Below are 25,309 nucleotides of genomic sequence, written 5' to 3'. Positions count from 1 at the left end.
CACAATGAACCCCATGGCCAGCCGCAGCACGAAAACGCGAACCCGTACCAAGCGGCGTCGGCCGTCCGTCCTGGGTGTCTTCGGCATCCTGCTGCTGATCGGGGCACTGATCGCGGTCGGCTGGCTGGTCTGGCAGTACTTCGGCAGCAACATCACCGCGCGGCAGAGCTTCGACCGGGAGATCGGCGAACTGCGCCAGAAATGGGACGGGGCCGAAGAACAACCGGTCACCGAGGGTGGGGCAGTGGCGCTGCTGCGGGTTCCGGCCTTCGGCGACGACTACGAAGTGCCGATCCTGCGTGGCACCGACACCGACACCCTGAAACGGGGCGTCGGGATGTACCCGACGGCGGTGAACCCGGGCGAGATCGGCAACCTCGCCCTGGCCGGGCACCGGGTCACCCGGGGTGAGCCCTTCCGGCGGCTGCTGGACCTCGAGCCGGGCGACGAGGTGATCGTCGAGACCAAGGACGCGGTGCACACCTATGCGATCGACACCGCCCCGAAGGATCTGACCGTGCAGGACGCCGACTCCTGGGTGTTGTTCCCGGTGCCGGGCAAACCCGACCAGGAACCCACCGAGGCGATCATCACCCTGACCACCGCTCAGGACCTGTTCCGCTCCGCCGACCGTTCGGTGGCCTTCGGGCACCTGATCAGCACCCAACCCAAGTAGCTACGCTGGCGGCCATGAGCGACCGCGAAGACCTGATCGAAATGATCCGCGACCTGGCCGTGGTGCACGGCCGGGTGACCCTGTCGTCGGGCCGGGAGGCCGACTACTACATCGACATGCGCCGGGTCACCCTGGACGGTCGGGCCGCACCCCTGGTCGGCCGGGTGATGCGCGAGCTGGTCACCGATTGGAATATCGAGGCCGTCGGCGGGCTCACCCTCGGCGCCGACCCGGTGGCCGGGGCGATGCTGCACGCGGCGGCCGCCGCCGGCGAGCGACTGGACGCCTTCGTGGTGCGCAAGGCCGGTAAGGCCCACGGCCTGCAGCGGCGGATCGAGGGCAGCGAGGTGGCCGGACGGCGGGTGCTGGTGGTCGAGGACACCTCCACCACCGGCGGTTCGGCACTGACCGCGGTCGAGGCCCTGCGCGAGGCCGGGGCCGAGATCGTCGGGGTTGCCTCGGTGGTCGACCGCGACACCGGGGCGAGGGAGAAGATCGCCGAGGCCGGGCTGGAATACCGCTGGGCGGTGACCGCCGAAGACCTAGGTCTCACTCCCGGGGGCTGAGGCCTCGTCGGGGACCGCCGCGGGGTCCGGGGTCGAGTGGTGGTCGGGGGCCGCCGCCGGCTGTTCGTCCTCCGGTAGGTCGACCATCACCTGCGCCTCGAGCTTGGCCATCAGTTCCTTGATCTCGTAGAGGGTCTTCTCCGGGGTGTCACCGTGCTCCTTCACGGTGGCGACCATCTCGGCGTACTTCCGTTCCTCGTAGGCCCCGTCCAGGCTGTTGATGATGATGCCGACCACCAGGTTGACCACGATGTAGGTGCCGAAGACCACGAAGCTGATCACGTAGGGCAGCGACAGCGGGTGCAGATCACGCAGGTTGCGCATCGTTTCGTTCCAGCCCTCCAGGGTGAGCAGCTCGAACAGGGTTAGCATCGCCTCGCCGATGTTGTCGAAGTACTTCGGCATCTCCGGGTCGGTGACCCGTCCGCTGAACATCATCCAGCCGATCACCGCGTACAGGTACACGTACAGCAGGGTCAGCATCAACAGGCTGAAGGCCGGGCCGGCGGCCTTGCGCAGGCCGTTCAGCAGCACCTTCACGTCCGGCATCAGCCGCAGCAGGCGGCTCACCCGCAGCAGTCGCACCACACGCAGGGCGGTGGTGTTGGAGCTGATCCACGGGGTCAGGCCGGCGATGATCACGATGAAGTCGAAGATGTTCCAGCCGTTGGTGAAGAACCTCCGCGGGTTGAACTTCACCGCCGCCAACCGCACCAGCAACTCGAAGACGAAGAAACCCATGCAGACCGCGTCGACCACCTCCAGCCAGCGCAGCACCCGCGGCGGAACCGGGTAGGTGCTGACGGCGATCGTGAGCGCGTTGAGGATGATCACCGCGGTCACCAGGTGGCTCCACCACCGTTCGTCGACGATGCGCATCGTCACTTGCTGAAAGCCGGGACGAGTGGAGGGCTGGGACATGACGTGTGATCCTCGGGGGCAGACGGTTGGCTAGCCTGCATGGTAATGGTGATATCGCCACTCGGCTGCCATCCGGACCGATCGGCCGCTACCCTTTCGCCCGACTGGTTAGGCTGGACATCCAGCACCACCCGAACCCGTAGCTGAGGAGCCTGATGGAAGCCTTCGGAATCATTCTCGTCATTCTGGTCGTCCTGGTACTGATCTTCGGCATTGCGGCGCTGTCGATGTACAACGGGTTCGTCAAGGCCCGCAACCTGATTCAGGAGTCCTGGCGCCAGATCGATGTGGAACTGAACCGGCGCTACGAGTTGATTCCCAACCTGGTCGAAACCGTCCGTGCGGTTGCCGCCCATGAGCGCAACACCCTCGAGGACATCACCCGGTTGCGCAATCAGGCCGCCTCGATGGCCCATCAGGGCGAGTCGATGCCCAGCCAGCAGCGGGCCGACATCGAAGGTCAGCTCTCCGGTGCCGTGCGCAACCTGATGGTGAGCGTGGAGGCCTACCCGCAACTGCGCAGCAATGTGAACTTCCTGGAACTGCAGAAGCAACTCACCGAGACCGAAGACCGGATCGCGGCCGGCCGACGCTTCTACAACGCCAACGTGCGCAACTACAACACCAAGGTCGAGTCGGTGCCCTCGAACATCATCGCGAACATGTTCAAGTTCGAGAAGGCCACCTACTTCGAGGTGCGCGACCAGGCCGTGCGGCAGGCCCCCGGGGTCAACTTCGGTGAGCTCGCCTACCGTCCCGGCGAAACCACGAGCGATCAGCCCGCCGCGTTGCCGCAGCAGCAGTCCACCGGCGGCTTTCCGCAGCCGGGTGTGCAGCAGCCCGGGCAGCCCGTCCAGCAGCCCCAGTACGCCGACCCCCAGTACTCCGAGCAGCCGAATCCGCAGCAGCAGTACGGCCAACAGCAGTACGGCCAGCAGCAGTACGGTCAGCAGCAGTACGGCCAGGGCTATCAGCCGCCCCAGCAGTGAGTGATCAACCGCAGCCGGTGGAGCAGTCCGCTCCGCCGGCCGCTGTCCCAGAGAACCGCATCCTCGCCCCGGACGTGAGCCGGGGCTTGGTGCTGTTGGGCATCGCCATCGCCAATGTGACCGTCGCCTGGTTGATGTTCGGCGGCGGCCCGGCCGGGCCCTTCGGAGCCGTCCCGCAGAACACCGCCGATGTGGTGGTCGGGGTGTTCAACGCGATGTTCGTCCACCAGCGCGGCCTGCCGATGTTCTCGGCCCTGCTCACCTACGGCCTGGGCCTGTTGTTGACCCGGGACGCCCGGCGCGGCACTCCCTTCGGCCAAGCCCGCGGGCGGCTGCTGAAGCGCTACCTGATGTTGGCCGCGATCGGTGCGGTGCACATGGTCTTCATCTTCGTCGGCGATGTGCTGGTCGCCTACGGCCTGATCGCCTCCATGATCGCCCTGCTCTTCCTGCGCACGTCCGACAAGACCCTGTTGCGCCTGGCGATCATCATTTACGCGGTGGTCGCCGCCGGGGTGTTGGCTCTCTTCGCCGGCGAACTGTGGCTCCGGGCCTCGTACCCCGAGGCGCTGACGATGATCAACGACGCGATCACCAACGACTCCGCCTTCAGTCTGGTCGAGAGCAGTTACCCGATGAAGCTGCTGACCGGGCTGCTCGCCCTGTTCGGCACCGCATTGGGCGGATTCCTCTTTCAGGGCATCACCTTCGCCCCGGTGATGCTGATCGGCTTCGTGGCCGGCCGACGCTGGCTGCTGAACGACCCGGACCAACACCTGCGCCTGCTGCGGATCATCGGCTACGGCGGTATTGCGGTGTCGATCCTCGGCGGGTTGCCGGTGGGTCTGATGACGATGGGGGTGCTGGGGGAGCAGCCGTGGCTGATGTCACCGATCGGCCTGTCGCTGATCACCGGCCTGCCCGGTGGTCTGGCCACGATCGCGCTGATCACCCTGGCCTGTCGCCGTTGGCAGCCCCGCGCAGGCGGGCCGACGCGGCCGATCCCGTTACCGGTGCAGATGCTGCAGGCTCTCGGCGCACGTTCGCTGAGCGGCTATCTCTTCCAGTCGGTGGTGTTCTTCGCGCTGCTGCCGCCGGTCACCCTCGGCTTGGCCGGACGGCTCGGGATCGCCACCGGCTCCCTGCTCGCCGCCGGGGTCTGGTTCGTGTCCCTGATCGGGGCCTGGCTGCTGGCCCGGGCGGGTAAACGCGGCCCGGCCGAAACCCTGCACCGGTGGATGATCAACGGCCGACGCTCCGCTGTTTCGGCGGGTTCACCCCGGCACTGATCAACTCCAGTTCGGCCAGCCGACCGGTGACCTGTTCGTCCCCGGCACGCCAATCGGCGACCGGGTCGTCCGAGACCGTGCGCAGAGTGGCCAGCGGCTGATTCGCCAGGGCCCGCAGGGCCAGCAGATCGGTTCCCGACGGGGTGCCGGCCAGGGTCAGTACCTCGCGGGTGCGGGTGGCGAAGGCGATCCGCCGCGGCAGCCAGATCAGCAGCGCCAACAGGGCGGGAATCAGAAACACCACCCAGCCGGTGACCGAGGCGACGAACTCGATCTGGTCGACCTGCTCACCGGCCGAGGTGGCCAGTTGGCCGATGGTCTCGGCCATCTCGTTGAACGGTTTGCCGAGGTGTTCCCCGACCACCGGCACCTGTTCGGCCTGGTTGGCCGCCTCGTTGCTCTGTCGCTGCAGATCGCCGGCCAATTGCTGGGTGCGCCGGGCCGGTTCGGCCAGTACCCGGATCACCTCGTCGATCGCCCGTCCGGTCAGCCACCAGGCCCACAGCCAGACGAGTACGAAGAGGTCACCGACCACTTGTCCGATCAGCCGCCAGGAGAACCGCGCATAGAACCGCATGGCGACATCATCGCCGGGTGCGGGGCCGGACGAAAGCTCAGGGTTGCGGTGGGCGGCGCAGAGCCATCGCGAAATTGACCGCCACGATGCCGGCCCAGGTGAACACCAGGCCGTACATGCCGAGCGAATCCGCCCCGATCGCGGTGAGTGGAATTGCCAACGCCAGGGAGACGATCGCCAGGGCCAACTGTGCATGACGGGCCTTGTTGATCGCGGAGCTGCGGCGCAGTTCGATCTCGTACTGGGCCCGGGCGCGCTGCTCGGCGGCCTCTTCGATTCGGGTCACGAAGGAATCGATCAGGGCCGGTTCCATCTCCGCGCCGAGTTCGCGACGGGTTTCGATCAGGGCCTGAATGTCCTCCCGATCGAAGTCGGCTTCCGATCGCGCAGGGCGCTCGGGCAGGTCGGGCTGGCTCACCCGACAAGTGTCGCACGGCGCGGCTACAGTGACGAGCATGACAGCGGCGACCCAAGACATGACCTATCAGCAACTCGGCACCTCCGGCCTGACGGTGTCCACCGTCGGCCTGGGCACCAACAACTTCGGTGCCCGGATGGACTCCGCGGCGGTGGACGCGGTGGTGGGTGCGGCACTCGATGCCGGCATCACCCTGTTCGACACCGCCGACATCTACTCCGGCGGAGAATCCGAACGTCTGTTGGGCAAGGCCCTCGGCTCGCGTCGTGACGATGTGATCGTGGCGACCAAGTTCGGCATGGATATGGGTGGGGCGAACGGACCCGACTGGGGTGTGCGCGGATCGCGCCGCTACGTCCGCAAGGCCGTCGAGGCCAGCCTGCGCCGACTCGACACCGACTACATCGACCTGTACCAGATGCACAAACCCGACCCGTACACCCCGATCGAGGAAACTCTGGCGGTACTGGACGATCTGGTGCGCGAGGGCAAGGTGCGCTACCTCGGCTCGTCCAACTTCAGCGGCTGGCAGATCGTGGACGCCGACTGGGCGGCTCGCAGCCGCGACCTGGAACCGTTCATCTCGGCGCAGAACGAGTACTCCTGGCTGAAGCGCGGGGTCGAGAACGAAGTGGTTCCCGCCCTGGAGCACATTGGGGCCGGGTTGTTGCCCTTCTTCCCGTTGGCCTCGGGGTTGCTGACCGGCAAGTACGAGCGTGGCAAGCCCGCACCCGACGGCACCCGGCTGGCCAAGGGCAACGCGCTGGACGCTGCCGATTTCGACACCATCGAGGCCCTGTCCCGGTGGGCCGACGAGCGCGACCTCTCCCTGCTGCAGGTGGCGATGGGCGGGCTGGCCGCGATGCCGACGGTGGCCTCGGTGATTGCCGGTGCCACCAAGGTGGAGCAGATCACCGGCAATGTTGCGGCGGGTCTGTGGGTGCCGTCCGGGGAGGAACTGACCGACATCATGGAACTCACCGGCGGGCAGTGAACGACCACGCCGAACCGGCGACACCGGAGCCCGATCAAGGCGAGGTCGGGGTAGGGCCCTGGCCCGGGGTGCCGCCCACCGACCCGCGCTACGACCCCGAACTGCTGGCTCACGGGGATCGTCGCAATGTGATCGACCGCTACCGCTACTGGACGGTCGAGGCGATCGTGGCCGACCTGGATCGGCGTCGGCACGGTCTGCACGTGGCGATCCAGAACTGGGAGCACGACTTCAACATCGGCTCGATCGTGCGCACCGCCAATGCCTTCAACGTGGCCGGGGTGCACATTCTGGGCCGGCGTCGGTGGAACCGGCGCGGGGCGATGGTCACCGACCGCTACCTGCACGTGCACCATCATCACGACGTGGACGCCTTCGTGGCGTGGCTGACCGAGCGCGAGATCACCCTGATCGGGGTGGACAATGTGCCCGGCTCGGTACCCCTGGAACAGACCGAACTGCCGCAATCGTGCTGCCTGATCTTCGGGGCGGAGGGCCCGGGGCTGACCGCGGAGGTGCAACGGGCCTGCGCGAGCATTGTCGCGATCAGCCAGTACGGCTCCACCCGGTCGATCAACGCGGGTGCCGCGGCGGCGATCGCGATGTACCACTGGGCCGTCCGCTGGGCCCGGTGAGGGGCCCGCAACGGGGTTGGCCATACTTGGCTCGGAGATATCCCAGGGGAAGGGACGGGCAGTGGCGCAGCAGCAGGCCGGGGGAGACCCCGAACTCCTCGGCAACCCCGAACGCGTGCCCACCAAACGCGCCCAGGTGCGGGCACTGTTGGAGGAGATGATCGCCACCGAGATCGGCCCTGGTGACGCGATCCCGTCCGAACGTGCCCTGGTCAACGACCTCGGCGTGAGCCGGGTGACGGTGCGCCAGGCGATCGCCGACCTGGTCGAATCGGGACGGCTGGAACGGATCCAGGGCAAGGGCACCTATGTCACCGGCCCCCAGGTCAACTCCCGGTTGCACCTGACCTCGTTCTCCCGCGAGATGCGGGCCCGTGGGCTGTCCCCGGCCACCAAGGTGCTCTCGGCCGCCGAGGTCGGGGCCCCGGCCGATGTCGCCGAGCGGCTCGGGGTGGCGACCGGGCAGATGGTGATTCGGGTCGACCGGCTGCGGCTGGCCGACGGCACCCCGATGGCCCACGAGATCGGCTTCTACCCGGCCAAGCTCTTCCCGGGCCTGCTGGAACGCGAACTCGGCGCTCTCTACGACGTGTTCGCCACCGTCTACGGGGTGGTCGCCACCAGCGGTGAACAGATCGTGCGGGCCGATGCCGCCGACCACAACCACGCCCGGATCCTCGGGGTGCCGCGCCGCGCGCCGCTGCTGGTGCAGGAGCGGGTGACCCGGGCCGGCGATCAGGTGATCGAGTTCTCCACCTCCTGGTATCGCGGTGACCGCTACCGCATCCACATGGCCGTCACGCCGCGGGGCGCGTTGGGCTGAGCTCGTGGGGCTGACGCCGACGGCGTTACCATGGGCGACATGCAGCCCGGTGTTGACTACTTGGTGTTCGAACACACCGATGCGCTGGTGCGTGCCCGCTTGCAGGCCCGGCGCAAGGGAATCCGGTCGTCGATCATCTCCCTGGTCTTCACCCTGGTCTTCCTGGGTGTGCTGATGCTGCTGCAACGCGACCTGATCGAAGAGGGCTCGGTACGGGTCTTCTCCGCAATCTTCGTCGGCATCAGCCTGATCAGCATCGCGGTGTCGGTGGTGCTGTACCTGATCGCACGACAGGACTTCCAACGGGTTCAGCCCGGGCCGGCGATCGTGATCGACCGGGAGGGTCTGCACGCCGGCGGGCGGCGGGTGGACTGGGCGGAACTGAAATCCTTCACCACCCGCGACCGGCGCTTGCGCGGGCCGGAGTACGTGATCACCCCGTACGAGGGCCCGCCGATCGTGCTGGGCGTGGAGCACTTGGCGAACTTTCCGGCCACCGTCGACTCGGCCGTTCGGGTGTACTCCGGCGGGGTCGGATCGATCGACCTGTCTGGTATTGACCACTGAGGTACCCCGGCGTCGGCGCCGGGAGGTGGGGTGAGAAACTGAGCGGGTAAGACTCACCTGACTGAAAGGTCCCACACATGCCCATCGCAACCCCCGAGGTTTACGCCGAGATGCTGGACCGGGCCAAGGCCAATGCCTTCGCCTACCCCGCGATCAACGTCTCGTCGTCCCAGACGCTGAATGCCGCGCTGGCCGGGTTCGCCGAAGCCGGCTCCGATGGCATCATCCAGGTCTCGACCGGTGGCGGCGAGTACCTGTCCGGCCCGACCATCAAGAACATGGTCTCCGGTGCGGTGGCCTTGGCGGAGTATGCCCACGAGGTCGCGAAGAACTACCCGATCAACATCGCGCTGCACACCGACCACTGCCCCAAGAACAAGCTGGACAGCTTCGTCAACCCGCTGATCGACATCTCCCTGGAGCGGGTGCGCAACGGCGGTCTGCCGCTGTTCCAGTCGCACATGTGGGACGGCTCGGCTGTCGAGCTCAAGGAGAACCTGCAGATCGCCCAGGAACTGCTGAAGAAGACCACCGAGGCCAAGCAGATCCTCGAGGTGGAGATCGGCGTCGTCGGTGGCGAGGAGGACGGCGTCGCCAACGAGATCAACGAGAAGCTCTACACCACCGTCGAGGACGGCATGGCCACCGCCGAGGCCCTCGGCCTGGGTGAGCACGGTCGCTACATGGCCGCGCTGACCTTCGGCAACGTGCACGGCGTCTACAAGCCCGGCGCGGTCAAGCTCCGTCCGGAGGTCCTGAAGGAAATCCAGGACGCGGTCGGTGCCAAGTACGGCAAGGACAAGCCCTTCGACCTGGTCTTCCACGGCGGCTCCGGCTCCTCGCCGCAGGAGATCAGCGACGCGGTCGACTACGGCGTGGTGAAGATGAACGTCGACACCGACACCCAGTACGCCTTCACCCGTCCGGTCGTGGAACACATGATGAAGAACTACGACGGGGTGCTGAAGATCGACGGCGAGGTCGGCAACAAGAAGACCTACGACCCGCGCGCCTGGGGCAAGTCGGCCGAGGCCGGAATGGCCGCCCGGGTGGTGCAGGCCTGCGAGGAACTGCGCTCGGCCGGTAAGGCCGGCTGAATCCGGTTCGGCAACGGGGGACGGCACGCGTTGTCGTCCCCCTTTTGCCTGCCCGGCAGCGCTAGGCTGCGGGCATGACCGAGACGCATCACAATCTGCTCGCCGATGCCGCCCCGGCGACGAAACTGCCCGAGGATCCGGCGGTCGCCGAACTGGCAGGTGCCGGCAAGGAGAAGTTCTACGACGTGGTGCGGGCCCATCCGACCTCCAGCCTGTGCTGGGCGCTGCTGGCCGAGGCCTCGCTGAAGGCCGGCAAGCTCGACAGCGACGTGGCCGCCTACGCCTACGCCCGCACCGGCTACCACCGCGGGCTCGACTCGCTGCGCCGGGCCGGCTGGAAGGGCTCGGGGCAGGTGCCCTGGGAGCACGAACCCAACCGGGGTTTCCTGCGCGCCCTGTGGGCCCTGGCGGTGGCCGCCCGCCGGCTCGGTGAGGACGACGAGGCCGAACGCTGCTCCCAATTCCTGCGCGACTCGTCCGAAACTGCCTGGCAGGAACTGGCCGGAGACGAACGCGAGTAGTCTGGGCCGGTACGCCCCGGGCCGGAAGGCCGCGGGGAAGCGAGCGCGGAAGGACCGCAGATGCCAGGCATCATCGTCGTGGGCGCCCAGTGGGGCGACGAAGGCAAGGGCAAGGCAACCGACCAGTTGGGTGACCGCGTCGACTACGTGGTTCGCTACTCCGGCGGCAACAATGCCGGCCACACCATCGTGGTGGGAGACGAACGATATGCCCTGCACCTGCTGCCCTCGGGCATCCTGAATCAGGGCGCCACCCCGGTGATCGGCAACGGTGTGGTGGTCGACCTGAGCGTGCTGTTCAAGGAGATCGACGAACTCACCGAACGCGGCGTGGACACCTCCAAGCTGCTCGTCTCGCCGAATGCGCACATCATCGCGCCCTACCACCAGACCATCGACAAGGTCACCGAACGGTTCCTGGGCAAGCGCAAGATCGGCACCACCGGACGTGGCGTGGGCCCCGCCTACGCCGACAAGGTGAACCGGATCGGGGTGCGGATCCAGGACCTCTTCGACGAGACCATCCTGGCCGCCAAGGTCGAGGCCGCCCTGCAGCAGAAGAACCAACTGCTGGTGAAGATGTACAACCGTCGCGAGATCAACGTCGACGAGACCACCGAGTACCTGCTCGGCTTCGCCGACCGGGTCCGTCCGATGGTCAAGGACGTGCCGCGGGTGCTCAACGATGCCCTCGACCGTGGTGAAGTGGTGCTCTTCGAGGGCGCCCAGGCCCACCACCTCGATGTCGACCACGGCACCTACCCCTACGTCACCTCGTCCAACCCGATCGCCGCCGGCGCCTCGACCGGTGCCGGGGTGGGCCCGACCCGGATCGACCGGATCGTCGGCATCGCCAAGGCCTACACCACCCGGGTGGGGGAGGGGCCGTTCACCACCGAACTGTTCGACGACGACGGCCAGCGGCTGCGCGATGTCGGCGGTGAGTACGGCACCACCACCGGACGTCCCCGCCGATGCGGCTGGTTCGACGCCCTGGTGGTCGAGGCCGCCGCCAAGATCAACGGGATGACCGACCTGTTCATCACCAAGCTCGACATCCTGTCCGGCTGGGAGAAGCTGCCGGTCTGCGTCGCCTACGACGTCGACGGGGAGCGCACCGACGTGCTGCCCTGGTCGCAGACCGATGTGCACCACGCCAAGCCGGTCTACGAGTACCTGGACGGCTGGACCGAGGACATCTCCGCGGCACGTTCCTTCGCCGACCTGCCGAAGAACGCCCAGGCCTACATCCGGCGCCTGGAAGAGCTCGTCGACTGCCGGATCTCCGGCATCGGCGTCGGCCCCGACCGCGAAGAAGTGGTCATGCTGCACGACCTGCTCTGAGCCGAGCGCCGACCCGGATCCGGGGCTTTCCGACCAACCGATGTGGACCGCCTACTCCGGGGCCGGCAACTCGATGGCGGTCTTCACCGGCCCCTACTACCCGTCCGGCGGGTTTCCGATCGGGACCTCGGTGGTGTTCGGATTCCGGGCGGCCAGGGCGATGGCCTAGGCTTGCCGGTTGTGAGCCACACTGTTCTTACCGTCCTTGTGTTGGGGTCCGGGGGGCGTGAGCATGCGCTGGCCTTGGCCTGTGCGGCCGACCCGGCCGTTACCGCGATCCATGCCGCACCCGGTAACCCGGGGATGTCCGACGTGGCCACCCTGCACCCGATCGATCCCCTCGACCCGACGGCCGTGGTCGACCTGGCTCGTGAGGTCGGTGCCAACCTGGTGATCATCGGCCCCGAGGCCCCCCTGGTTGCCGGCATCGGGGACGCTGTGCGCGCGGCCGGAATTGCATGCTTCGGCCCGAATGCCGATGCCGCCCGGCTCGAGGGCAGCAAGGCCTTCGCGAAGGAGATCATGGCCGCGGCCGGGGTGCCCACCGCCGAAGCCGTGCTCTGCCGCACCCCCGAGGAGGCCGCCGCCGCCCTGGACCGGTTCGGCCCGACCTATGTGGTCAAGGACGACGGCCTGGCCGCCGGCAAGGGCGTCGTGGTCACCGACGACCGCGAGGAAGCCCTGGCCCATGCCGCCTCCTGCGAACAGGTGGTGATCGAGGAATTCCTCGACGGCCCCGAGGTCAGCCTCTTCGCGATCAGCGACGGCACCACCGTCCTGCCGCTGCAACCGGCCCAGGACTTCAAGCGCATTTTCGACGCCGACCAAGGCCCCAACACCGGCGGGATGGGGGCCTACACCCCGCTGCCGTGGGCTCCCGAGGGGCTCGTCGACGAGGTGGTCGACACCGTGATCCAGCCGACCGTGGACGAACTGCGCCGCCGCGGGACGCCGTTCGTGGGGCTGGTTTACGCCGGCCTGGCGCTGACCTCGCGCGGGGTGCGGGTGATCGAGTTCAACGCCCGCTTCGGCGACCCCGAGACCCAACCCCTGCTGTCGCTGCTGCGCAGCCCCCTGGGCCAGGTGCTGTACGCCGCCGCCACCGGCACCCTGGCCGAACAGCCGCCGCTGGAGTTCGCCGACGGCTATGCGGTCGCGGTGGTGTTGGCCAACGAGGGCTACCCGGGCCCGACCATCACCGGACGCGAACTCACCGGCGCCGAAGGGCCCGAGGTGATTCACGCCGGCACCGCTCTGGACGCCGACGGCACCCTGCGCGCCACCGGGGGACGGGTGCTGGCCGTGATCGGCCAAGGGGACACCCTCACCGATGCCCGCACCGCGGCCTACGACCGGATCGCCCGAATCGGATTGGAAGGCGCCCACTACCGGCGTGACATCGCCGCCAAGGCGGCAGAAGGAGCCCTGTGATGACCGTCCCCAATGTGCTGGCCACCCGCTACGCCTCGGCGCAGATGTTGCAGATCTGGTCGCCGGAACAGAAGATCATCGCCGAACGGCAACTGTGGATCGCGGTACTGGAGGCCCAGCGCGACCTCGGTGTCGACTTCGGCGGCGCCGACCCGAACCAGGTGATCGACGATTACCGCGCGGTGATCGACCAAGTGGATCTGACCTCGATTGCCGACCGGGAACGGGTCACCAAACACGACGTGAAGGCCCGGATCGAGGAGTTCAACGCCCTGGCCGGGCACGAACACGTCCACAAGGGGATGACCAGCCGCGACCTGACCGAGAACGTGGAACAGCTCCAGGTGGTGCACGCCCTGGCACTCGTCCGCGACCGGATCGTGGCGACCCTGGTGCAGCTGGCCCGGATCGCGGCCGAATACGCCGACCGGGCGATCGCCGGCCGGTCACACAATGTGGCCGCCCAGGTTACCACCCTCGGCAAGCGCTTCGCCACCGCCACCGACGAGTTGCTGATCGCCCACCGCCGCATCACCGAACTGCTCGAGCGCTACCCACTGCGCGGCATCAAGGGGCCGGTCGGCACCAGCCAGGACATGCTCGACCTGCTCAACGGCGACGCCGACGCGCTGGCCGACCTGGAAGGGCGGGTCACCGCCCACCTCGGGGTACCGAATGTGTTGACCTCCACCGGGCAGGTGTACCCCCGCTCGCTCGACTACGACGTGGTCACCGCGCTGGCCCAGGTCGCGGCCGCGCCGTCCAATGTGGCCACCTCGATCCGGCTGATGGCCGGCCACGAACTGGTCACCGAGGGCTTCCAACCCGGCCAGGTCGGTTCCTCGGCGATGCCGCACAAGATGAACACCCGTTCCTGTGAACGGGTCAACGGCCTGGCCGTGATCGTCCGCGGATATGTGTCGATGGTCGGCGAACTGGCCGGTGATCAGTGGAACGAGGGCGACGTGTCCTGCTCGGTGGTGCGCCGGGTCGCACTGCCGGACGCCTTCTTCGCCCTGGACGGGTTGTTCGAAACCTTCCTCACCGTGCTGCGCGACTTCGGCGCCTTCCCGGCGGTGATCGAGGCCGAACTGCAGCGCTACCTGCCCTTCCTGGCCACCACCAAAGTGCTGATGGCCGCGGTGCGGCACGGGGTCGGCCGCGAAGCCGCCCACGAGGCGATCAAGGAACACGCCGTCGCGGTGGCCCTGGAGATGCGCGAAACCGGACGCTCCGACAACGACCTGATCGACCGACTGGCCGCCGACGAGCGGCTCGGCGGCCTGGACCGGGACACTCTCGCCGCTGCTCTGGCCGACCCGCTGGCCCTGACCGGTACCGCCGGTGACCAGGTGTCCCGACTCGTTGCCCGGGTCGAGGAACTCGCCGCGGCCCACCCGGAGGCGGCCGGATACCTGCCCGGCTCGGTGCTGTAACCGGCTGCCGTCCGTCCGGGGCTGATCAGTCGTCGCCGGCCGGGGGCATCTTCAGGGTCAGCGCCAACGGATCGACCTGCACCGCGAAGCTGCGCATCTCCCCGAACAGGTCACCGTCGAGTTCCAGCGGCTCGGGCTTGTGCACCTGCACCTCCACCGAGCGTGCGGTGCGGTAGTGCAGGGCGTGCTTCGAACCCTTGCCGCCGATTCGGGCACCCCGGTACTCGCGCTGCATCAGCTTGTTCTGCACCAGCACCGTCCACATGATCCGGATCCAGCCGATCGGGCCCTTGGGTCGCAGGGTGACCAGGTCGAGCACCCCGTCGTCGATCTGGGCGTCGGGCAGCAGCGGGATATTGCCGACGAGTTCGCCGACATTGCCGATCACCAGGGTGTGGGCCCGGGTGCGGAAGGTCGCCTCCTTGTTCAGTCGGATCCGCAGCTTCAACCGGCGACCACCCGGCAGGGAGGCCGCGATCGCTTTCACATAGGCCAACCAGCCGACCTTCTTCTTCAACCCGTCGTCGGTGTTGACGATCATCTGCGCATCCAGGCCCACCCCGGCCATCACCAGGAAGGTGTGCCGCTGGTGTTTGCCGTCGGCGGCGAACATGTCGGCGATGCCGACGTCGATCCGCCGGTCGGTGCCGGTGAAGGCCACGTCCACGGCCCGGTCGATGTCGGTGACATCCATGCCCATATTGCGGGCCAGCAGGTTGCCGGTACCGGCCGGCAACAGCGCCAGCGCGGTATCGGTGCCACGCAGGCCCTCACCCACCGCGCGTACGGTGCCGTCGCCGCCGCAGGCCAGCACCACGTCGGCCCCGCGCTCGACCGCTTCCTCGGCCGGGCCGCAACCTGGATCGTCCTCGGTGGTCTCCAGCCACAGGCTGGGCTCCCACCCGTGCTCGGATTCGGCCTTCTCCACCGCAGCGCGCAGGGCATCGAGGTCGACTTTGATCGGGTTGTAAACAACGGCGAGAAGAGACATGGCCCGAATTCTAGTTAGGGTCCTGCTATGCAAATACAGCAGCACCCGCGCAGGGCGGCCGACCAGCCACCCCCCGGGCACCGGATTCCACCCATTCGGATCAGGAATCTGGTCAAACGGTTCGGCGAGGTGACTGCGGTGGATGACGTCTCCTTCGACGTTCATCCCGGCCGGGTGACCGGTTTCCTGGGCCCCAACGGCGCCGGCAAGACCACCACGATGCGAGTACTGGTCGGGCTGGCCGCAGCCCATGGTGGCACCGCCACCTTCGGTGACACGCGCTACGTCGACCTGCCCCAGCCGAAGCAGACCGTCGGCACCGCGATCGAGGCGAACTTCCACCCCGGACGTTCCGGACGCGACCACCTGCGGGTACTGGCCGCGACCTGTGGGGCGTCCGATCATCGGGTGGACGAGCTGCTGCATCTGGTCGACCTGACCCCGGCCGCCAAGCGCAAGGCCGGCGGCTACTCGATGGGCATGCGGCAGCGGCTGGCGCTGGCCGCGGCCCTGCTCGGCGACCCCGACTACCTGATCCTGGACGAGCCGGCCAACGGCCTCGACCCCGAGGGAATCCGCTGGCTGCGCACCTTTCTGCGCGACTACGCGTCCCGGGGCCGGGTGGTACTGGTCTCGTCACACATGCTGGCCGAGATCGAAGCCACCGCCGACGATCTGGTTGTGATCGGCAAGGGCAAGGTGCGTTACCAGGGCACCCTGGCCGAGTTGGAACTCAACGATGCCGCGGTGCGGGTACGCACCGCCGACCTGGCCCGCACCGGCCAGATGCTGGCGCAGCGTGGCTACCAGGTCATCAACCATTCCGATCGGCACGGACCCTGTCTGTTGGTGTCGGGGGCCGATCCCCGCCGGGTCGGTGACGACCTGTTCGCCGCGGGCATCCCGGTCTGGGAGATCACCGTCCAGAAGGTGGACCTGGAGCAGAACTTCTTCCGGATGTTGGGGGCCCAAGCATGATCGGCGCATTGAAGTCCGAGTGGCTGAAGATGGCCACCACCAAAATGATGTGGATCATGCTCGGCCTGGTGGTGCTGCTGATGATCATCGGAGGGGTGGGCTTCGGCGCGCTCTTCCAGTTCGCCACCGGCGACCCCGGGATCATCTTCAACGATCCGTCCATCCCGCCGGCGGTGTGGACCGCGGGCCATCAGATGGCCCGGATTCCGGCACTGATCGTCGGGGCGCTGGCGATGAGCAACGAATACCGGCACAAGACCCTGATCGACAGCTACCTGGCCGTCCCGCACCGATTCATCGTGGTGGGCGCCAAGGCCCTGATGGTCTTCCTCGTCGGATTGGTGATGGGCGTGCTGGGCAATCTGGCCGGTTACGCCGTCTCGATTCCGTTCCTGACGATGAACGATGCCCCCTTGCTGCTCGATGAGGCCGAGACCTGGAAGATCCTGGCGATGAGCTCGCTGACGATGGGTCTGTGGGCCCTGTTGGGCATGGGCTTCGGCATTCTGGTGCGCAATATGATCGCCGCGGTGCTGCTCGGGGTCGGGTTCGCCTACATCCTCGAACCCATCGCGACGGCGGTCTTCATGGCGTTGACCCAGTTCTACCCCGATGCCGGGATCTGGACGATCCTGCACAACCTGATGCCGAGTGCGGCAACCATGGTCAGCATCGGGGTGACGAACCCGTTGGCGGGCTCCCCGGCCGATCCCTTCCCGCAATGGGGATCGGTGCTGGTGCTGCTCGGGTGGTGTGTGGTGCCCGCGCTGCTCGGTGCGATCTTCACCGTCCGGCGTGACGTCTGATGAACCGGGGCTCGCCGGTACCTGACAGACTGGGCGGGTGAGCAATCGCCTGATCGACGACCTGCCGCTGATTCATCAGGGCAAGGTGCGGGAACTGTACGCCCTCGACGCCGCCGACGGGGTGGAGCGGATCTTGATGGTCGCCACCGATGCGATCTCGGCCTACGACTACGTCCTGGCGACCCCGATCCCCGACAAGGGGGCCGTCCTCACCCAACTGTCGCTGTGGTGGTTCGACAAGCTCGGCATCGACAATCACGTGCTGTCGACCGAGGTACCCGAGGCCGTCCGGGGTCGGGCGGTGATCTGCGAGAAGCTCGAGATGGTGCCGGTGGAGTGCGTGGCCCGCGGCTACCTGACCGGGTCGGGCTGGGTCGAGTACCAGCGATCCCGGTCGGTGTGCGGGGTGCCGCTGCCCGAGGGACTGGTCGACGGCTCGCGGTTGCCCGAACCGATCTTCACCCCGGCCGCCAAGGCCGCGGTCGGTGACCACGACGAGAACATCGACTTCGCGACCTTGGTCGACACCGTCGGCACCGAGGTCGCCGAGGAACTGCGCACCCGCACCCTGGACATCTATGCCCGCGCCGAGGAAATCGCCCGCCACCGGGGGATCATCCTGGCCGACACCAAGTTCGAGTTCGGGCATCGGGCCGACGGCACCCTGGTGCTCGCCGACGAGGTGCTGACCCCCGACTCGTCCCGATTCTGGGACGCCGAGGCGTGGACCCCCGGCGGCGCCCTGCCGAGCTTCGACAAACAGTTCGTCCGTGATTGGCTGGCTCACGAATCGGGCTGGGACCGGGCCTCCGGCGAGGCCCCGCCGGCCCTGCCGGAGGAGATCGTCCACGCCACCCGAAGCCGGTATGTCGAGGCCTACGAGCGCCTCACCGGTCGGACGTTCGAAGCCTGAGGGAATAGCGATAGGATCAGCGATATGGCGCGTGTAGTGGTTGACGTGATGCCCAAGCCCGAGATCCTCGATCCGCAGGGCAAGGCAGTGACCGGGGCATTGTCCCGACTCGGCTTTCCCGGATTGACCGTCCGGCAGGGCAAGCGGTTCGAGATCGACGTCGAGGGTGAGGTCACCGACGAGCGGTTGGCCGAGATCAACGAGGCCGCCGAACGGCTGTTGGCCAACACCGTGATCGAGACCTTCACCGTGCGGGTCGACGATGGGCAGTCGGGTGACGCTGCTGTTTCAAAGGCTGCTGGTTCAAAGGACGTGCAGTGACCCGAATCGGTATCGTCACCTTCCCCGGCACCCTGGACGACCGGGATGCCGCGCGGGCGGTGAAACTGACCGGCGGTGAGCCGGTTGCCCTGTGGCACAGCGATCCCGACCTCAAGGGGGTCGACGCGGTGATCCTGCCCGGTGGGTTTTCCTACGGTGATTATCTGCGCGCCGGTGCGATCGCCCGGTTCTCGCCGGTGATGGACGAGGTGATCCGCAAGGCCAAGGACGGCATGCCGGTGCTGGGGATCTGCAACGGTTTCCAGGTGCTCTGTGAGGCCCACCTGCTGCCCGGCGCGCTGATCCGCAACGACTGCCAGACCTTCGTGTGCCGTGACCAAGGCTTGCGGGTGGAAACCAACGACACGGTGTGGACCGCCCGGTTCAGCCCCGGTCAGGAAATCACCATCGCGCTGAAGAACGGCGAGGGTCGCTATGTCGCCGACGAGGACACTCTCGACCGGCTCGAGGGCGAACAGCAGGTGGTCTTCCGCTACATCGGCGGCAACCCCAACGGCTCGGCCCGCGACATCGCCGGCATCACCAATGCCCGCGGCAATGTCGTCGGCCTGATGCCGCACCCGGAACACAACGTCGAAGCGATCACCAGCCCCACCACCGACGGCCGGTTGTTCTTCGAATCGGTGCGCAGCTTCCTGGCAGTCGCCGCGAGTTGATGGCGTCCGCCCCGCAGAGCCGTTTCCGTCCGGGGCGAGTTGCCGGGCTGGTCGTCCTGGTGGTCGCCGGCCTGCTGCTGGCCAGATGGCTGTTCGCGCCCCAGCCCCCGGAGTCGGTGACCTCACCGTTCTCCACCACCCAGGTGGTGGTGCTGGGGGTCGAGACCCAGCCGGCGGTGAGCGACGAGGCCGCGTCCGTCCTCGATCGGGGTAACGCCCAAGTCGGGGTGCTGCGGGTGCCCACCGGGCCCGACCAGTGCGCCGCGGCCGGTTTCGCCAGCATCAGTGCCGGTGAGGTGGTCGAAACCGGTCCGATCTGTCACCCCGAAGTCACCCCCGATGGGGCGATCGCCGATTGGCACGAACTGCAGGAGTATGCCGGTGGCCGGCTCGGCTCCCTGGCTGAAGTCACGACCGGCTGTACCGCCGCGGTGGGCCCCGAAGCGGCATTGGCCGGAGCCCGCCGCGACGGCACCGTGTCGGTGTACCAACCCTTCGAACAGTTCACCGCCTCGGGGCAGGTGCTGGAATGTCCGCTCACCTTCATTGCCGCGCCCACCCGTGAGGACGCCGATACCGTGCTCGCCGAACTGGCCGGGCGCGATGACGTCACCGTGATCGTCGCCGGGCTGGGGCCGGATCGCGATGGGCGGCGTCCGCAACTGGTGTACCGCACGAATGCCGAGGATTCCGGAATGCTGGTCGGTCGCGACGAGCGCACCGGTTCGCTGGATCTGGCCGACCTGTCGGCGGCATTGCTGGATCTGGATCCGACCCTGAGCTACCCGCCCGATCAGCAGCAGCCGCGTTTGCTGAGGGTGGTCGAGGGGGAGGTCTCGGCGGAGGTGGCGCGGAGCCTGCTGCGTGACACCCGTCAGCTCATCGATCGTGAAGACCTGTTACCGGCCGGGCTCATCGGCGTGCTGCTCGTGGCCGGGTTGTTGATCGGGGCTCGGTTGTGGTGGCGTTCCGGTTCTCGGGCAGGTGCCGCAGCCGTGGCAGTGGTCGGCACGGTGGCCACCACCTGGCCGGCGGCGTTGTTGCTGGCCGGTGCATCCGGATGGTGGCGCGGCGATCACCCGGCCTGGTCGGCTGCCCTGACCACCGTTGCCTGGTGGGGTGCCTGCGCGGCGGCCGCAGTGCTGGTGACCCGGTGGCGCGGTTGGCCGTCCTGGCTCGCCGGGGTGGTGGTGAGCGTCGTGGTCGGGGTGGTGCACGCCTGGGTGGGCCTGCCCTGGTTGCGCGGCAGCCTGCTCGACCGCGGTACCGATGCCTCGGCCACCGCCACGGCGATGACCGCCTGCTTGCTGGTGTTGCTCGGCCACTTCGCGCGATGGCGCCGGTGGGCCGGGCTGCGCCGACTCGGGGCGCCGTGGTTGACCCTGCTGGTGGCGGTGCTGGCTGCCGCGGCGGTATTTCTGCGGGTGCGGTCCGAGGTCGAGTGGGTCGACTTGGTGGTGATTCTGCTCGGTCTGGGGGCCTGGACCGTGGTGCATGCCTGGCTGGCCCCCGGCCCCTCCGGAACGGAACTGGGCCTACCGGGGCTGCGCGTGCCGGTGCTGATCGCGATCACCGTGATCGCGGTCGTGGCCCCCGACCCGGTGTGGGCGTGGTTCGTCGGGTCGCTGACCTTCGCTGTAGTGGCGGCTGCGGCTCGGCTCAGTGCGCCCGCGGTGGGGTCCGCCGAGGGTTGAGCTCAGCCGAAGACCCAACAGGACATCTCCACCCCGAGCACCGGCTCGGCGAAGAAGGCTCGGCCGGCGTCGTTCTCGGCAGCACCGGCCGCCACATGCAGGGGGATCAGGTGTTCCTCACGAGGATGGGCGAACCGGCCACCCGGGGCCCCGGCCCAGTCGCGCAGGGCCCGGTCGCGGTCGTGGCCGGGGGTCGGCAACACCTGGTGCAGCCACTGGTCGAACCCGGTGGCGGCTTCCTTCGCCGCCGGTCCACCACCGGACAGATTGTGGTAGCTGGAGCCGCTGCCGATGATCAGCACCCCTTCGTCGCGCAGGGGAGTCAGCGCCCGACCCAGGTCAAGGTGTGCTCCGGGGTCGAGATCTGCTCGCAGTGACATCGCCACCACCGGCACATCGGCCTCGGGATAGGCCACCAGCAGGGGCACGAACACCCCGTGATCCCAACCCCGCGAGGTGGTGCGGGCCGCGATGCCCGCGTCGTCGAGCAGGGTTCGTGCCCGCTCGGCCAACTCCGGGTCGCCCGGTGCCGGGTAGGTCAGTTCGTAGGTGTGCGGGGGGAAGCCGTAGTAGTCGAAAACCAGGTCGGGTCGGGCACCGACCTCGATCGACACCGGGTCGGTCTCCCAGTGCGCCGACACCACCAGGATCGCCCTGGCCGGTTCGGGCAGTAGCTCGGGGATGGATTCCAGCCCGGCCCGCAAGCCGTCCCAGGCGTCGGCCGGGTTCCAGTCCATGAAGAAACAGGGGCCTCCACCGTGGGTGAGGAAGACCGTGGGCATGCGCGTCATGACAGTCATTGTGTCCGATGGATGAAAACGCACCCGTCAGGCCGATGTGTGGCGCTTGCGGGTCGGATACCGGCCATACGGGTGCGTTTGTAGCCACGCTCTTTCCACAACGAGCCCCGATCACGTGGGCGGTGTTCTCCCCAGGTCGGCACCGGCGCGGGAAGTTCGCTCGCGCAGTGACCACCGATAAGGGGTATGAGCGATTGGATGGATGTGCCGCCGCAGTGGCGACCGGGCAATGTGATGAGCACCGGTGTGCTGGGCCGCTTCGGGGTGGGACCCACCGCGATCAAACGACTGACCCGCAGCGGTGAACTGGTGCGCCTGCGGCGGGGCTGGTTCGCCGCACCCGGCGCCGATGAGGTGGTGGTGCGCGCGGTGCGCTCCGGCGGACTGTTGGGATGTGTGTCGGCGTTGACCTGGCACGGCGCCTGGAAGATCGACGATCGACTGCACACCTACCGCACACACTGGGGCAAGCGTGTCGCGACGGCCGGGTGTCCCGCCCCGAAACCGCAGCGCGCGGTTCCGGTGCCGGTGGTGTCGCCCGAACTGGCACTCGCCCAGGCCCTGCGATGCGCCAGTACCGAGAATGTCCTGGTGCTGGCCGAGTCGATGATCGGCCGCAACATCATGAGCCGCAGTGAGGTCGAGCAGGTGCTCGGCCCCACCGCAGCAGCCCTGGATCACAGCGATTCCGGCACCGAAACGATGCTGCGGTTGCGGCTGCGGGCGTTGCGGATCCGGGTACGCCCGCAGGTCCGGATCCGCGGGGTGGGTCGGGTCGATCTGGTGGTCGGGGACCGGCTCGTGATCGAAGTCGACAGCTTCCGGCACCACGCCGATGCCGGCACCTATCACCGCGACCGCTACCGCGATCAGCGACTGGTGGCGATGGGCTATCTGGTCGTGCGGCTCACCTGGGAACAGGTGATGTTCCAGTGGGAGGAGGTCGAGCAACTGATCCTGCGACTGGTCGGTTTGCGGCAACACCGTTTCACCAAGCGGCTGGTGGCTGCTCGCGATGGATGAAAACGCACCCCAATCACCTTCGTGAGGAACTCTCGCACCACCTGACGGCTCCGGGGGTGAGTTTGTGGCTCGGGACACCCTGAAGGGTGGATTAACCGCTACAGGTCGCTCTCGAATGGGCCGATCGGGCAGCAACGTGGTTCACTCAGCCCCGTGAGTAGTGCAAATCTGACCCGATCCGAATGCCGTGCCCGCGGTGCCGTCGTTGAGGCGAGCAGCTATGACGTACACCTCGACCTGAGTGCGGCGCGCGACCACGACCGGGCCGACTTCCCGGTCACGGTACGGATCCGGTTCACCTCCACCCAGCCCGAAACCTGGCTGGACTTCATCGGCGCCGGCATCGACGGGGTACAGGTCAACGACCAGCAGATCGACGTCTCCTGGGACGGCGCGCGTCTGGCCCTGACCGGGCTGCGCACCGATGGGTCGCCCAACATCGTGCAGGTGCAGGCCCGGGCCAACTACTCCCGCAGCGGTCAGGGTTTGCACCGCTTCTTCGACCCCGCCGACGAGCAGACCTACCTGTATTCCCACGCCGCCCCCGCCGATGCCCGCCGGATCTTTCCGGTCTTCGAGCAGCCCGACCTGAAGGCCTCCTTCGTGCTGTCGGTGACTGCGCCGCGGGAGTGGCTGGTCACCGCGAACCAGCCCGATGTGCACACCGAGGATGTCGAATCCGAGGCCGGCCGGGCGATGAAGACCTGGTCGTTCGCCCCGAGCCCGCCGATGTCGAGCTACCTGGTTGCGGTGGCCGCCGGCCCCTGGCATCGGGTCGAGGACGCGTGGTCGATGGACATGCAGGGCCAGCAGATCGAGGTACCGCTGGGCATCCTGTGCCGCCAGTCGCTGGCCGAGCACCTGGACGCCGATGACATCTTCACCATCACCAAGCAGGGCCTGACCCACTATCACGAGCTCTTCGACTACCCCTACCCCTGGACCAAGTACGACCAGGTGTTCGTGCCGGAGTACAACCTCGGCGCGATGGAGAATCCGGGCTGCGTCACCTTCAACGAGAAGTTCATCTTCCGGTCGGTGCCGACCCGGGCGCAGTACCAGAGCCGGGCCAATGTGATCCTGCACGAGATGGCGCACATGTGGTTCGGCGACCTGGTCACCGCCCGCTGGTGGGACGACATCTGGCTCAACGAATCCTTCGCCGAGTACATGGGCACCGCGGTCAGCGCCGACGCCACCCAGTTCACCGACGCCTGGATTCCCTTCGCCGACCAGCGCAAGTCCTGGGCCTACACCGCCGACCAGTTGCCCTCGACCCACCCGATCGTTGCCGACATCGTCGATCTGGAAGCCGCCGATCAGAACTTCGACGGGATCACCTACGCCAAGGGTGCGGCGGTGCTGAAACAGCTCGTGTACTGGGTGGGCCCCGATGCTTTCCACGAGGGGGTGCGCCGGTACTTCCGTCGGCATGCCTTCGGTAACGCCACCCTGGCCGACCTGCTCGCCGAACTGGAATCCGCCTCGGGCCGCGACCTCGGTAGCTGGGCGCAGGCCTGGCTGGAAACCAGTGGCCCCTCGGTACTGCGGGCCGAATGGGTGCCCGGCGAGGGTGAGACCCGCACGCTGCGGGTGAGCCAGCAGGTCGATGAGCAGCACCCCCTGCGGCCGCACCTGCTGGCGGTCGGACGCTACGAACTCACCGACGGCAAACTGGTCCGCGTCGAGCGCGCCGAGGTCGAGTTGGCCGGTGAACATGCCGATGTCGAGTTCGCCCCGGCCGGTGCCGACGAGGTCGTGCTGGTCAACGACGACGACCTCACGTATGCCCGGGTGCTCCTGGACGAGACCTCGACCAAGGTGGCTCTGAATCACCTGAGTGCCTTGCCCGACACGATGGCCCGGGCGCTGCTCTGGTCAACGCTGTGGGAGGCGGTTCGGGACGCCGAACTGTCCGCCGTCGCTTTTCTGCGCGCGGTACTCGACCACGGCGGGGCCGAGGTGGATTCGGCGGTGCTGTCGGCACAAACCGCTCGCGCCGCCCGGGCGGTGGAACGATTCCTGCCCGCCGACATGCGGCAGGCCGCCCGGGAGGACTGGTTCACCGGCGCCCGCGCCCGCGCCGAGGCGGCCGAACCCGGTTCGGACGCACAGCGGATCTGGGCCCGAGCGGCGATCACCGCCGGCGGTGTGGTGCAGATGGCCGCCCCGTGGCTGTTCGCCCAGTTGGACGGCGGCACCGAATCGTCCGAACTGGAAGTACCCCGGGACGAGGCCGAGGTGGACACCGAACCGGTCGGACCGGTCGAGGGTCTGGTGATGGACCACGAACTGCGCTGGTTGACCCTGCAATCGTTGTCCGGGCTGGGACAGGTGGCCGAGGGTGACCTGGCCGCCGAACTCGAGCGTGACAAGACTGCGTCGGGGGCGGTGGCCCACCTGCGGGCGCACACCTCCCAACCGCTCGCCGAGATCAAGGCCCACACCTGGAGCCGGCTGCACACCGCGGGGGAGTGGACCAACGCCCAGGTCGATGCCGCCATCGCCGGACTCACCCATCCCGAACCGGAACGGATGATCGACTACTTCTGCGGTCGCTACTTCGACTCGCTGGAACAGGTCTGGCAGGACTTCCCGATGGAACTGTCCCAGCGCCTGGTGCGCGGCCTGTTCCCCGGAGCCCAAGACCTCACCGAGGACGGACCCGACGCCCATCCCATCGTGGCGACGGTCGAGTCCTGGTTGGCCGAACACGAAGACGCCCCCGCGGCACTGCGCCGGATCCTGATCGACGAACTAGACGAACTGCGCCGCTCGCTGCGGGCACAGGGCAAAGCCTCGGCCTGATCGACCGCCGAGGG

Annotated in this window: 25 protein-coding genes and 1 pseudogene; 21 read left to right on the top strand and 5 right to left on the bottom strand. The window is 67.9% G+C overall.

Annotated elements, in window-relative coordinates; genetic code table 11:
- The first annotated feature begins 13 nt into the window (after positions 1-13).
- Positions 14-676, top strand: coding sequence for a class E sortase (locus ACR4XW_RS03855; protein ID WP_434759182.1), 663 nt, complete (start codon positions 14-16; stop codon positions 674-676).
- Positions 677-690: 14 nt separating this feature from the next.
- Positions 691-1,242, top strand: a complete 552-nt coding sequence (gene pyrE / locus ACR4XW_RS03850; protein WP_434759181.1) for an orotate phosphoribosyltransferase — start codon at positions 691-693, stop codon at positions 1,240-1,242.
- Here pyrE and ACR4XW_RS03845 read toward each other — a convergent pair.
- The gene (locus tag ACR4XW_RS03845; RefSeq protein ID WP_434759180.1) at positions 1,219-2,163 is read right to left on the bottom strand and encodes an ion transporter; all 945 of its coding nucleotides are present in this window, start codon (positions 2,161-2,163) and stop codon (positions 1,219-1,221) included. The genes pyrE and ACR4XW_RS03845 overlap by 24 nt on opposite strands.
- A 155-nt stretch (positions 2,164-2,318) precedes the next feature.
- Between ACR4XW_RS03845 and ACR4XW_RS03840 the strand changes: the two genes are divergently transcribed.
- Together ACR4XW_RS03840 and ACR4XW_RS03835 are read left to right on the top strand one after the other, a co-directional pair.
- Positions 2,319-3,152: a LemA family protein gene (locus tag ACR4XW_RS03840; protein ID WP_434759179.1), complete on the top strand. Its 834-nt coding sequence runs from the start codon at positions 2,319-2,321 to the stop codon at positions 3,150-3,152.
- Between the two features lie 74 nt (positions 3,153-3,226).
- Complete coding sequence (locus ACR4XW_RS03835) at positions 3,227-4,441, top strand: DUF418 domain-containing protein (RefSeq protein WP_434759178.1); 1,215 nt, start codon at positions 3,227-3,229, stop codon at positions 4,439-4,441.
- On the opposite strand, the gene ACR4XW_RS03830 is transcribed toward ACR4XW_RS03835, so the two are convergent.
- Together ACR4XW_RS03830 and ACR4XW_RS03825 are read right to left on the bottom strand one after the other, a co-directional pair.
- Entirely contained in the window at positions 4,395-5,018 is a 624-nt protein-coding gene (locus ACR4XW_RS03830) for a hypothetical protein (protein ID WP_434759177.1), read from the bottom strand. The two genes, ACR4XW_RS03835 and ACR4XW_RS03830, sit on opposite strands and share 47 nt — an antisense overlap.
- Positions 5,019-5,055: 37 nt before the next feature.
- Positions 5,056-5,436 carry a hypothetical protein gene (locus tag ACR4XW_RS03825; protein ID WP_434759176.1) on the bottom strand — a complete coding sequence of 127 codons (381 nt, stop codon included), beginning with the start codon at positions 5,434-5,436 and terminating at the stop codon, positions 5,056-5,058.
- Between the two features lie 37 nt (positions 5,437-5,473).
- Here ACR4XW_RS03825 and ACR4XW_RS03820 point away from each other — a divergent pair, with 37 nt between their 5' ends.
- From ACR4XW_RS03820 to purB, 10 genes are all read left to right on the top strand, one after another.
- Positions 5,474-6,430: an aldo/keto reductase gene (locus ACR4XW_RS03820; RefSeq protein ID WP_434759175.1), complete on the top strand. Its 957-nt coding sequence runs from the start codon at positions 5,474-5,476 to the stop codon at positions 6,428-6,430.
- Positions 6,427-7,065, top strand: coding sequence for a TrmH family RNA methyltransferase (locus ACR4XW_RS03815; RefSeq protein ID WP_434759174.1), 639 nt, complete (start codon positions 6,427-6,429; stop codon positions 7,063-7,065). Before ACR4XW_RS03820 ends, ACR4XW_RS03815 begins: the two co-directional genes overlap by 4 nt.
- A gap of 61 nt (positions 7,066-7,126) precedes the next feature.
- Positions 7,127-7,888, top strand: a complete 762-nt coding sequence (locus ACR4XW_RS03810) for a GntR family transcriptional regulator (RefSeq protein WP_434759173.1) — start codon at positions 7,127-7,129, stop codon at positions 7,886-7,888.
- A 39-nt stretch (positions 7,889-7,927) separates the two neighbouring features.
- Positions 7,928-8,455: a hypothetical protein gene (locus tag ACR4XW_RS03805; RefSeq protein WP_434759172.1), complete on the top strand. Its 528-nt coding sequence runs from the start codon at positions 7,928-7,930 to the stop codon at positions 8,453-8,455.
- A 77-nt stretch (positions 8,456-8,532) separates the two neighbouring features.
- Positions 8,533-9,552 carry a class II fructose-bisphosphate aldolase gene (fbaA, locus tag ACR4XW_RS03800; RefSeq protein WP_434759171.1) on the top strand — a complete coding sequence of 340 codons (1,020 nt, stop codon included), beginning with the start codon at positions 8,533-8,535 and terminating at the stop codon, positions 9,550-9,552.
- Between the two features lie 74 nt (positions 9,553-9,626).
- A complete protein-coding gene (locus ACR4XW_RS03795; RefSeq protein WP_434759170.1) occupies positions 9,627-10,073 on the top strand; it encodes a DUF3151 domain-containing protein in 447 nt (148 codons plus the stop codon).
- Positions 10,074-10,133: 60 nt separating this feature from the next.
- On the top strand, positions 10,134-11,417 hold the full coding sequence (locus tag ACR4XW_RS03790; protein ID WP_434759169.1) for an adenylosuccinate synthase: 1,284 nt from the start codon (positions 10,134-10,136) through the stop codon (positions 11,415-11,417).
- Between the two features lie 40 nt (positions 11,418-11,457).
- The gene (locus tag ACR4XW_RS03785) at positions 11,458-11,586 is read left to right on the top strand and encodes a hypothetical protein (RefSeq protein ID WP_434759168.1); all 129 of its coding nucleotides are present in this window, start codon (positions 11,458-11,460) and stop codon (positions 11,584-11,586) included.
- A 41-nt stretch (positions 11,587-11,627) separates the two neighbouring features.
- Entirely contained in the window at positions 11,628-12,848 is a 1,221-nt protein-coding gene (gene purD / locus ACR4XW_RS03780) for a phosphoribosylamine--glycine ligase (protein ID WP_434759167.1), read from the top strand.
- Positions 12,848-14,284, top strand: coding sequence for an adenylosuccinate lyase (purB, locus tag ACR4XW_RS03775; RefSeq protein ID WP_434759166.1), 1,437 nt, complete (start codon positions 12,848-12,850; stop codon positions 14,282-14,284). The genes purD and purB overlap by 1 nt, the downstream gene beginning before the upstream one ends.
- A 25-nt stretch (positions 14,285-14,309) precedes the next feature.
- Here purB and ACR4XW_RS03770 read toward each other — a convergent pair whose 3' ends face one another.
- On the bottom strand, positions 14,310-15,275 hold the full coding sequence (locus tag ACR4XW_RS03770; RefSeq protein ID WP_434759165.1) for a diacylglycerol/lipid kinase family protein: 966 nt from the start codon (positions 15,273-15,275) through the stop codon (positions 14,310-14,312).
- 27 nt (positions 15,276-15,302) lie between these two features.
- Here ACR4XW_RS03770 and ACR4XW_RS03765 point away from each other — a divergent pair, with 27 nt between their 5' ends.
- The 5 genes and pseudogenes from ACR4XW_RS03765 to ACR4XW_RS03745 all read left to right on the top strand — a co-directional run bounded on the left by ACR4XW_RS03765 (position 15,303) and on the right by ACR4XW_RS03745 (position 20,664).
- On the top strand, positions 15,303-16,253 hold the full coding sequence (locus tag ACR4XW_RS03765) for an ATP-binding cassette domain-containing protein (protein ID WP_434759164.1): 951 nt from the start codon (positions 15,303-15,305) through the stop codon (positions 16,251-16,253).
- A gap of 8 nt (positions 16,254-16,261) precedes the next feature.
- Entirely contained in the window at positions 16,262-17,059 is a 798-nt protein-coding gene (locus ACR4XW_RS03760) for a hypothetical protein (RefSeq protein ID WP_434759163.1), read from the top strand.
- 49 nt (positions 17,060-17,108) lie between these two features.
- Positions 17,109-18,293 (top strand): annotated as a pseudogene (locus ACR4XW_RS03755) (phosphoribosylaminoimidazolesuccinocarboxamide synthase).
- On the top strand, positions 18,290-18,970 hold the full coding sequence (purQ, locus tag ACR4XW_RS03750) for a phosphoribosylformylglycinamidine synthase subunit PurQ (RefSeq protein WP_434759162.1): 681 nt from the start codon (positions 18,290-18,292) through the stop codon (positions 18,968-18,970). The pseudogene ACR4XW_RS03755 and the gene purQ overlap by 4 nt, the downstream one beginning before the upstream one ends.
- Positions 18,970-20,664, top strand: a complete 1,695-nt coding sequence (locus tag ACR4XW_RS03745; RefSeq protein ID WP_434759161.1) for a hypothetical protein — start codon at positions 18,970-18,972, stop codon at positions 20,662-20,664. The genes purQ and ACR4XW_RS03745 overlap by 1 nt, the downstream gene beginning before the upstream one ends.
- A gap of 2 nt (positions 20,665-20,666) precedes the next feature.
- On the opposite strand, the gene ACR4XW_RS03740 is transcribed toward ACR4XW_RS03745, so the two are convergent.
- Positions 20,667-21,455, bottom strand: a complete 789-nt coding sequence (locus tag ACR4XW_RS03740) for a DODA-type extradiol aromatic ring-opening family dioxygenase (RefSeq protein WP_434759160.1) — start codon at positions 21,453-21,455, stop codon at positions 20,667-20,669.
- A 195-nt stretch (positions 21,456-21,650) separates the two neighbouring features.
- Here ACR4XW_RS03740 and ACR4XW_RS03735 point away from each other — a divergent pair, with 195 nt between their 5' ends.
- Together ACR4XW_RS03735 and pepN are read left to right on the top strand one after the other, a co-directional pair.
- A complete protein-coding gene (locus tag ACR4XW_RS03735; protein WP_434759159.1) occupies positions 21,651-22,487 on the top strand; it encodes a DUF559 domain-containing protein in 837 nt (278 codons plus the stop codon).
- Between the two features lie 153 nt (positions 22,488-22,640).
- A complete protein-coding gene (pepN, locus tag ACR4XW_RS03730) occupies positions 22,641-25,295 on the top strand; it encodes an aminopeptidase N (RefSeq protein ID WP_434759158.1) in 2,655 nt (884 codons plus the stop codon).
- The last annotated feature ends 14 nt before the right edge of the window (positions 25,296-25,309 follow it).

Source organism: Pseudenemella bisphenolivorans (assembly GCF_051133435.1).
GTDB lineage: Bacteria > Actinomycetota > Actinomycetes > Propionibacteriales > Propionibacteriaceae > JAAYAO01.
The sequence above is the reverse complement of the archived record's forward strand: the minus strand, read 5'-3'. Positions and strand labels throughout refer to the sequence as shown.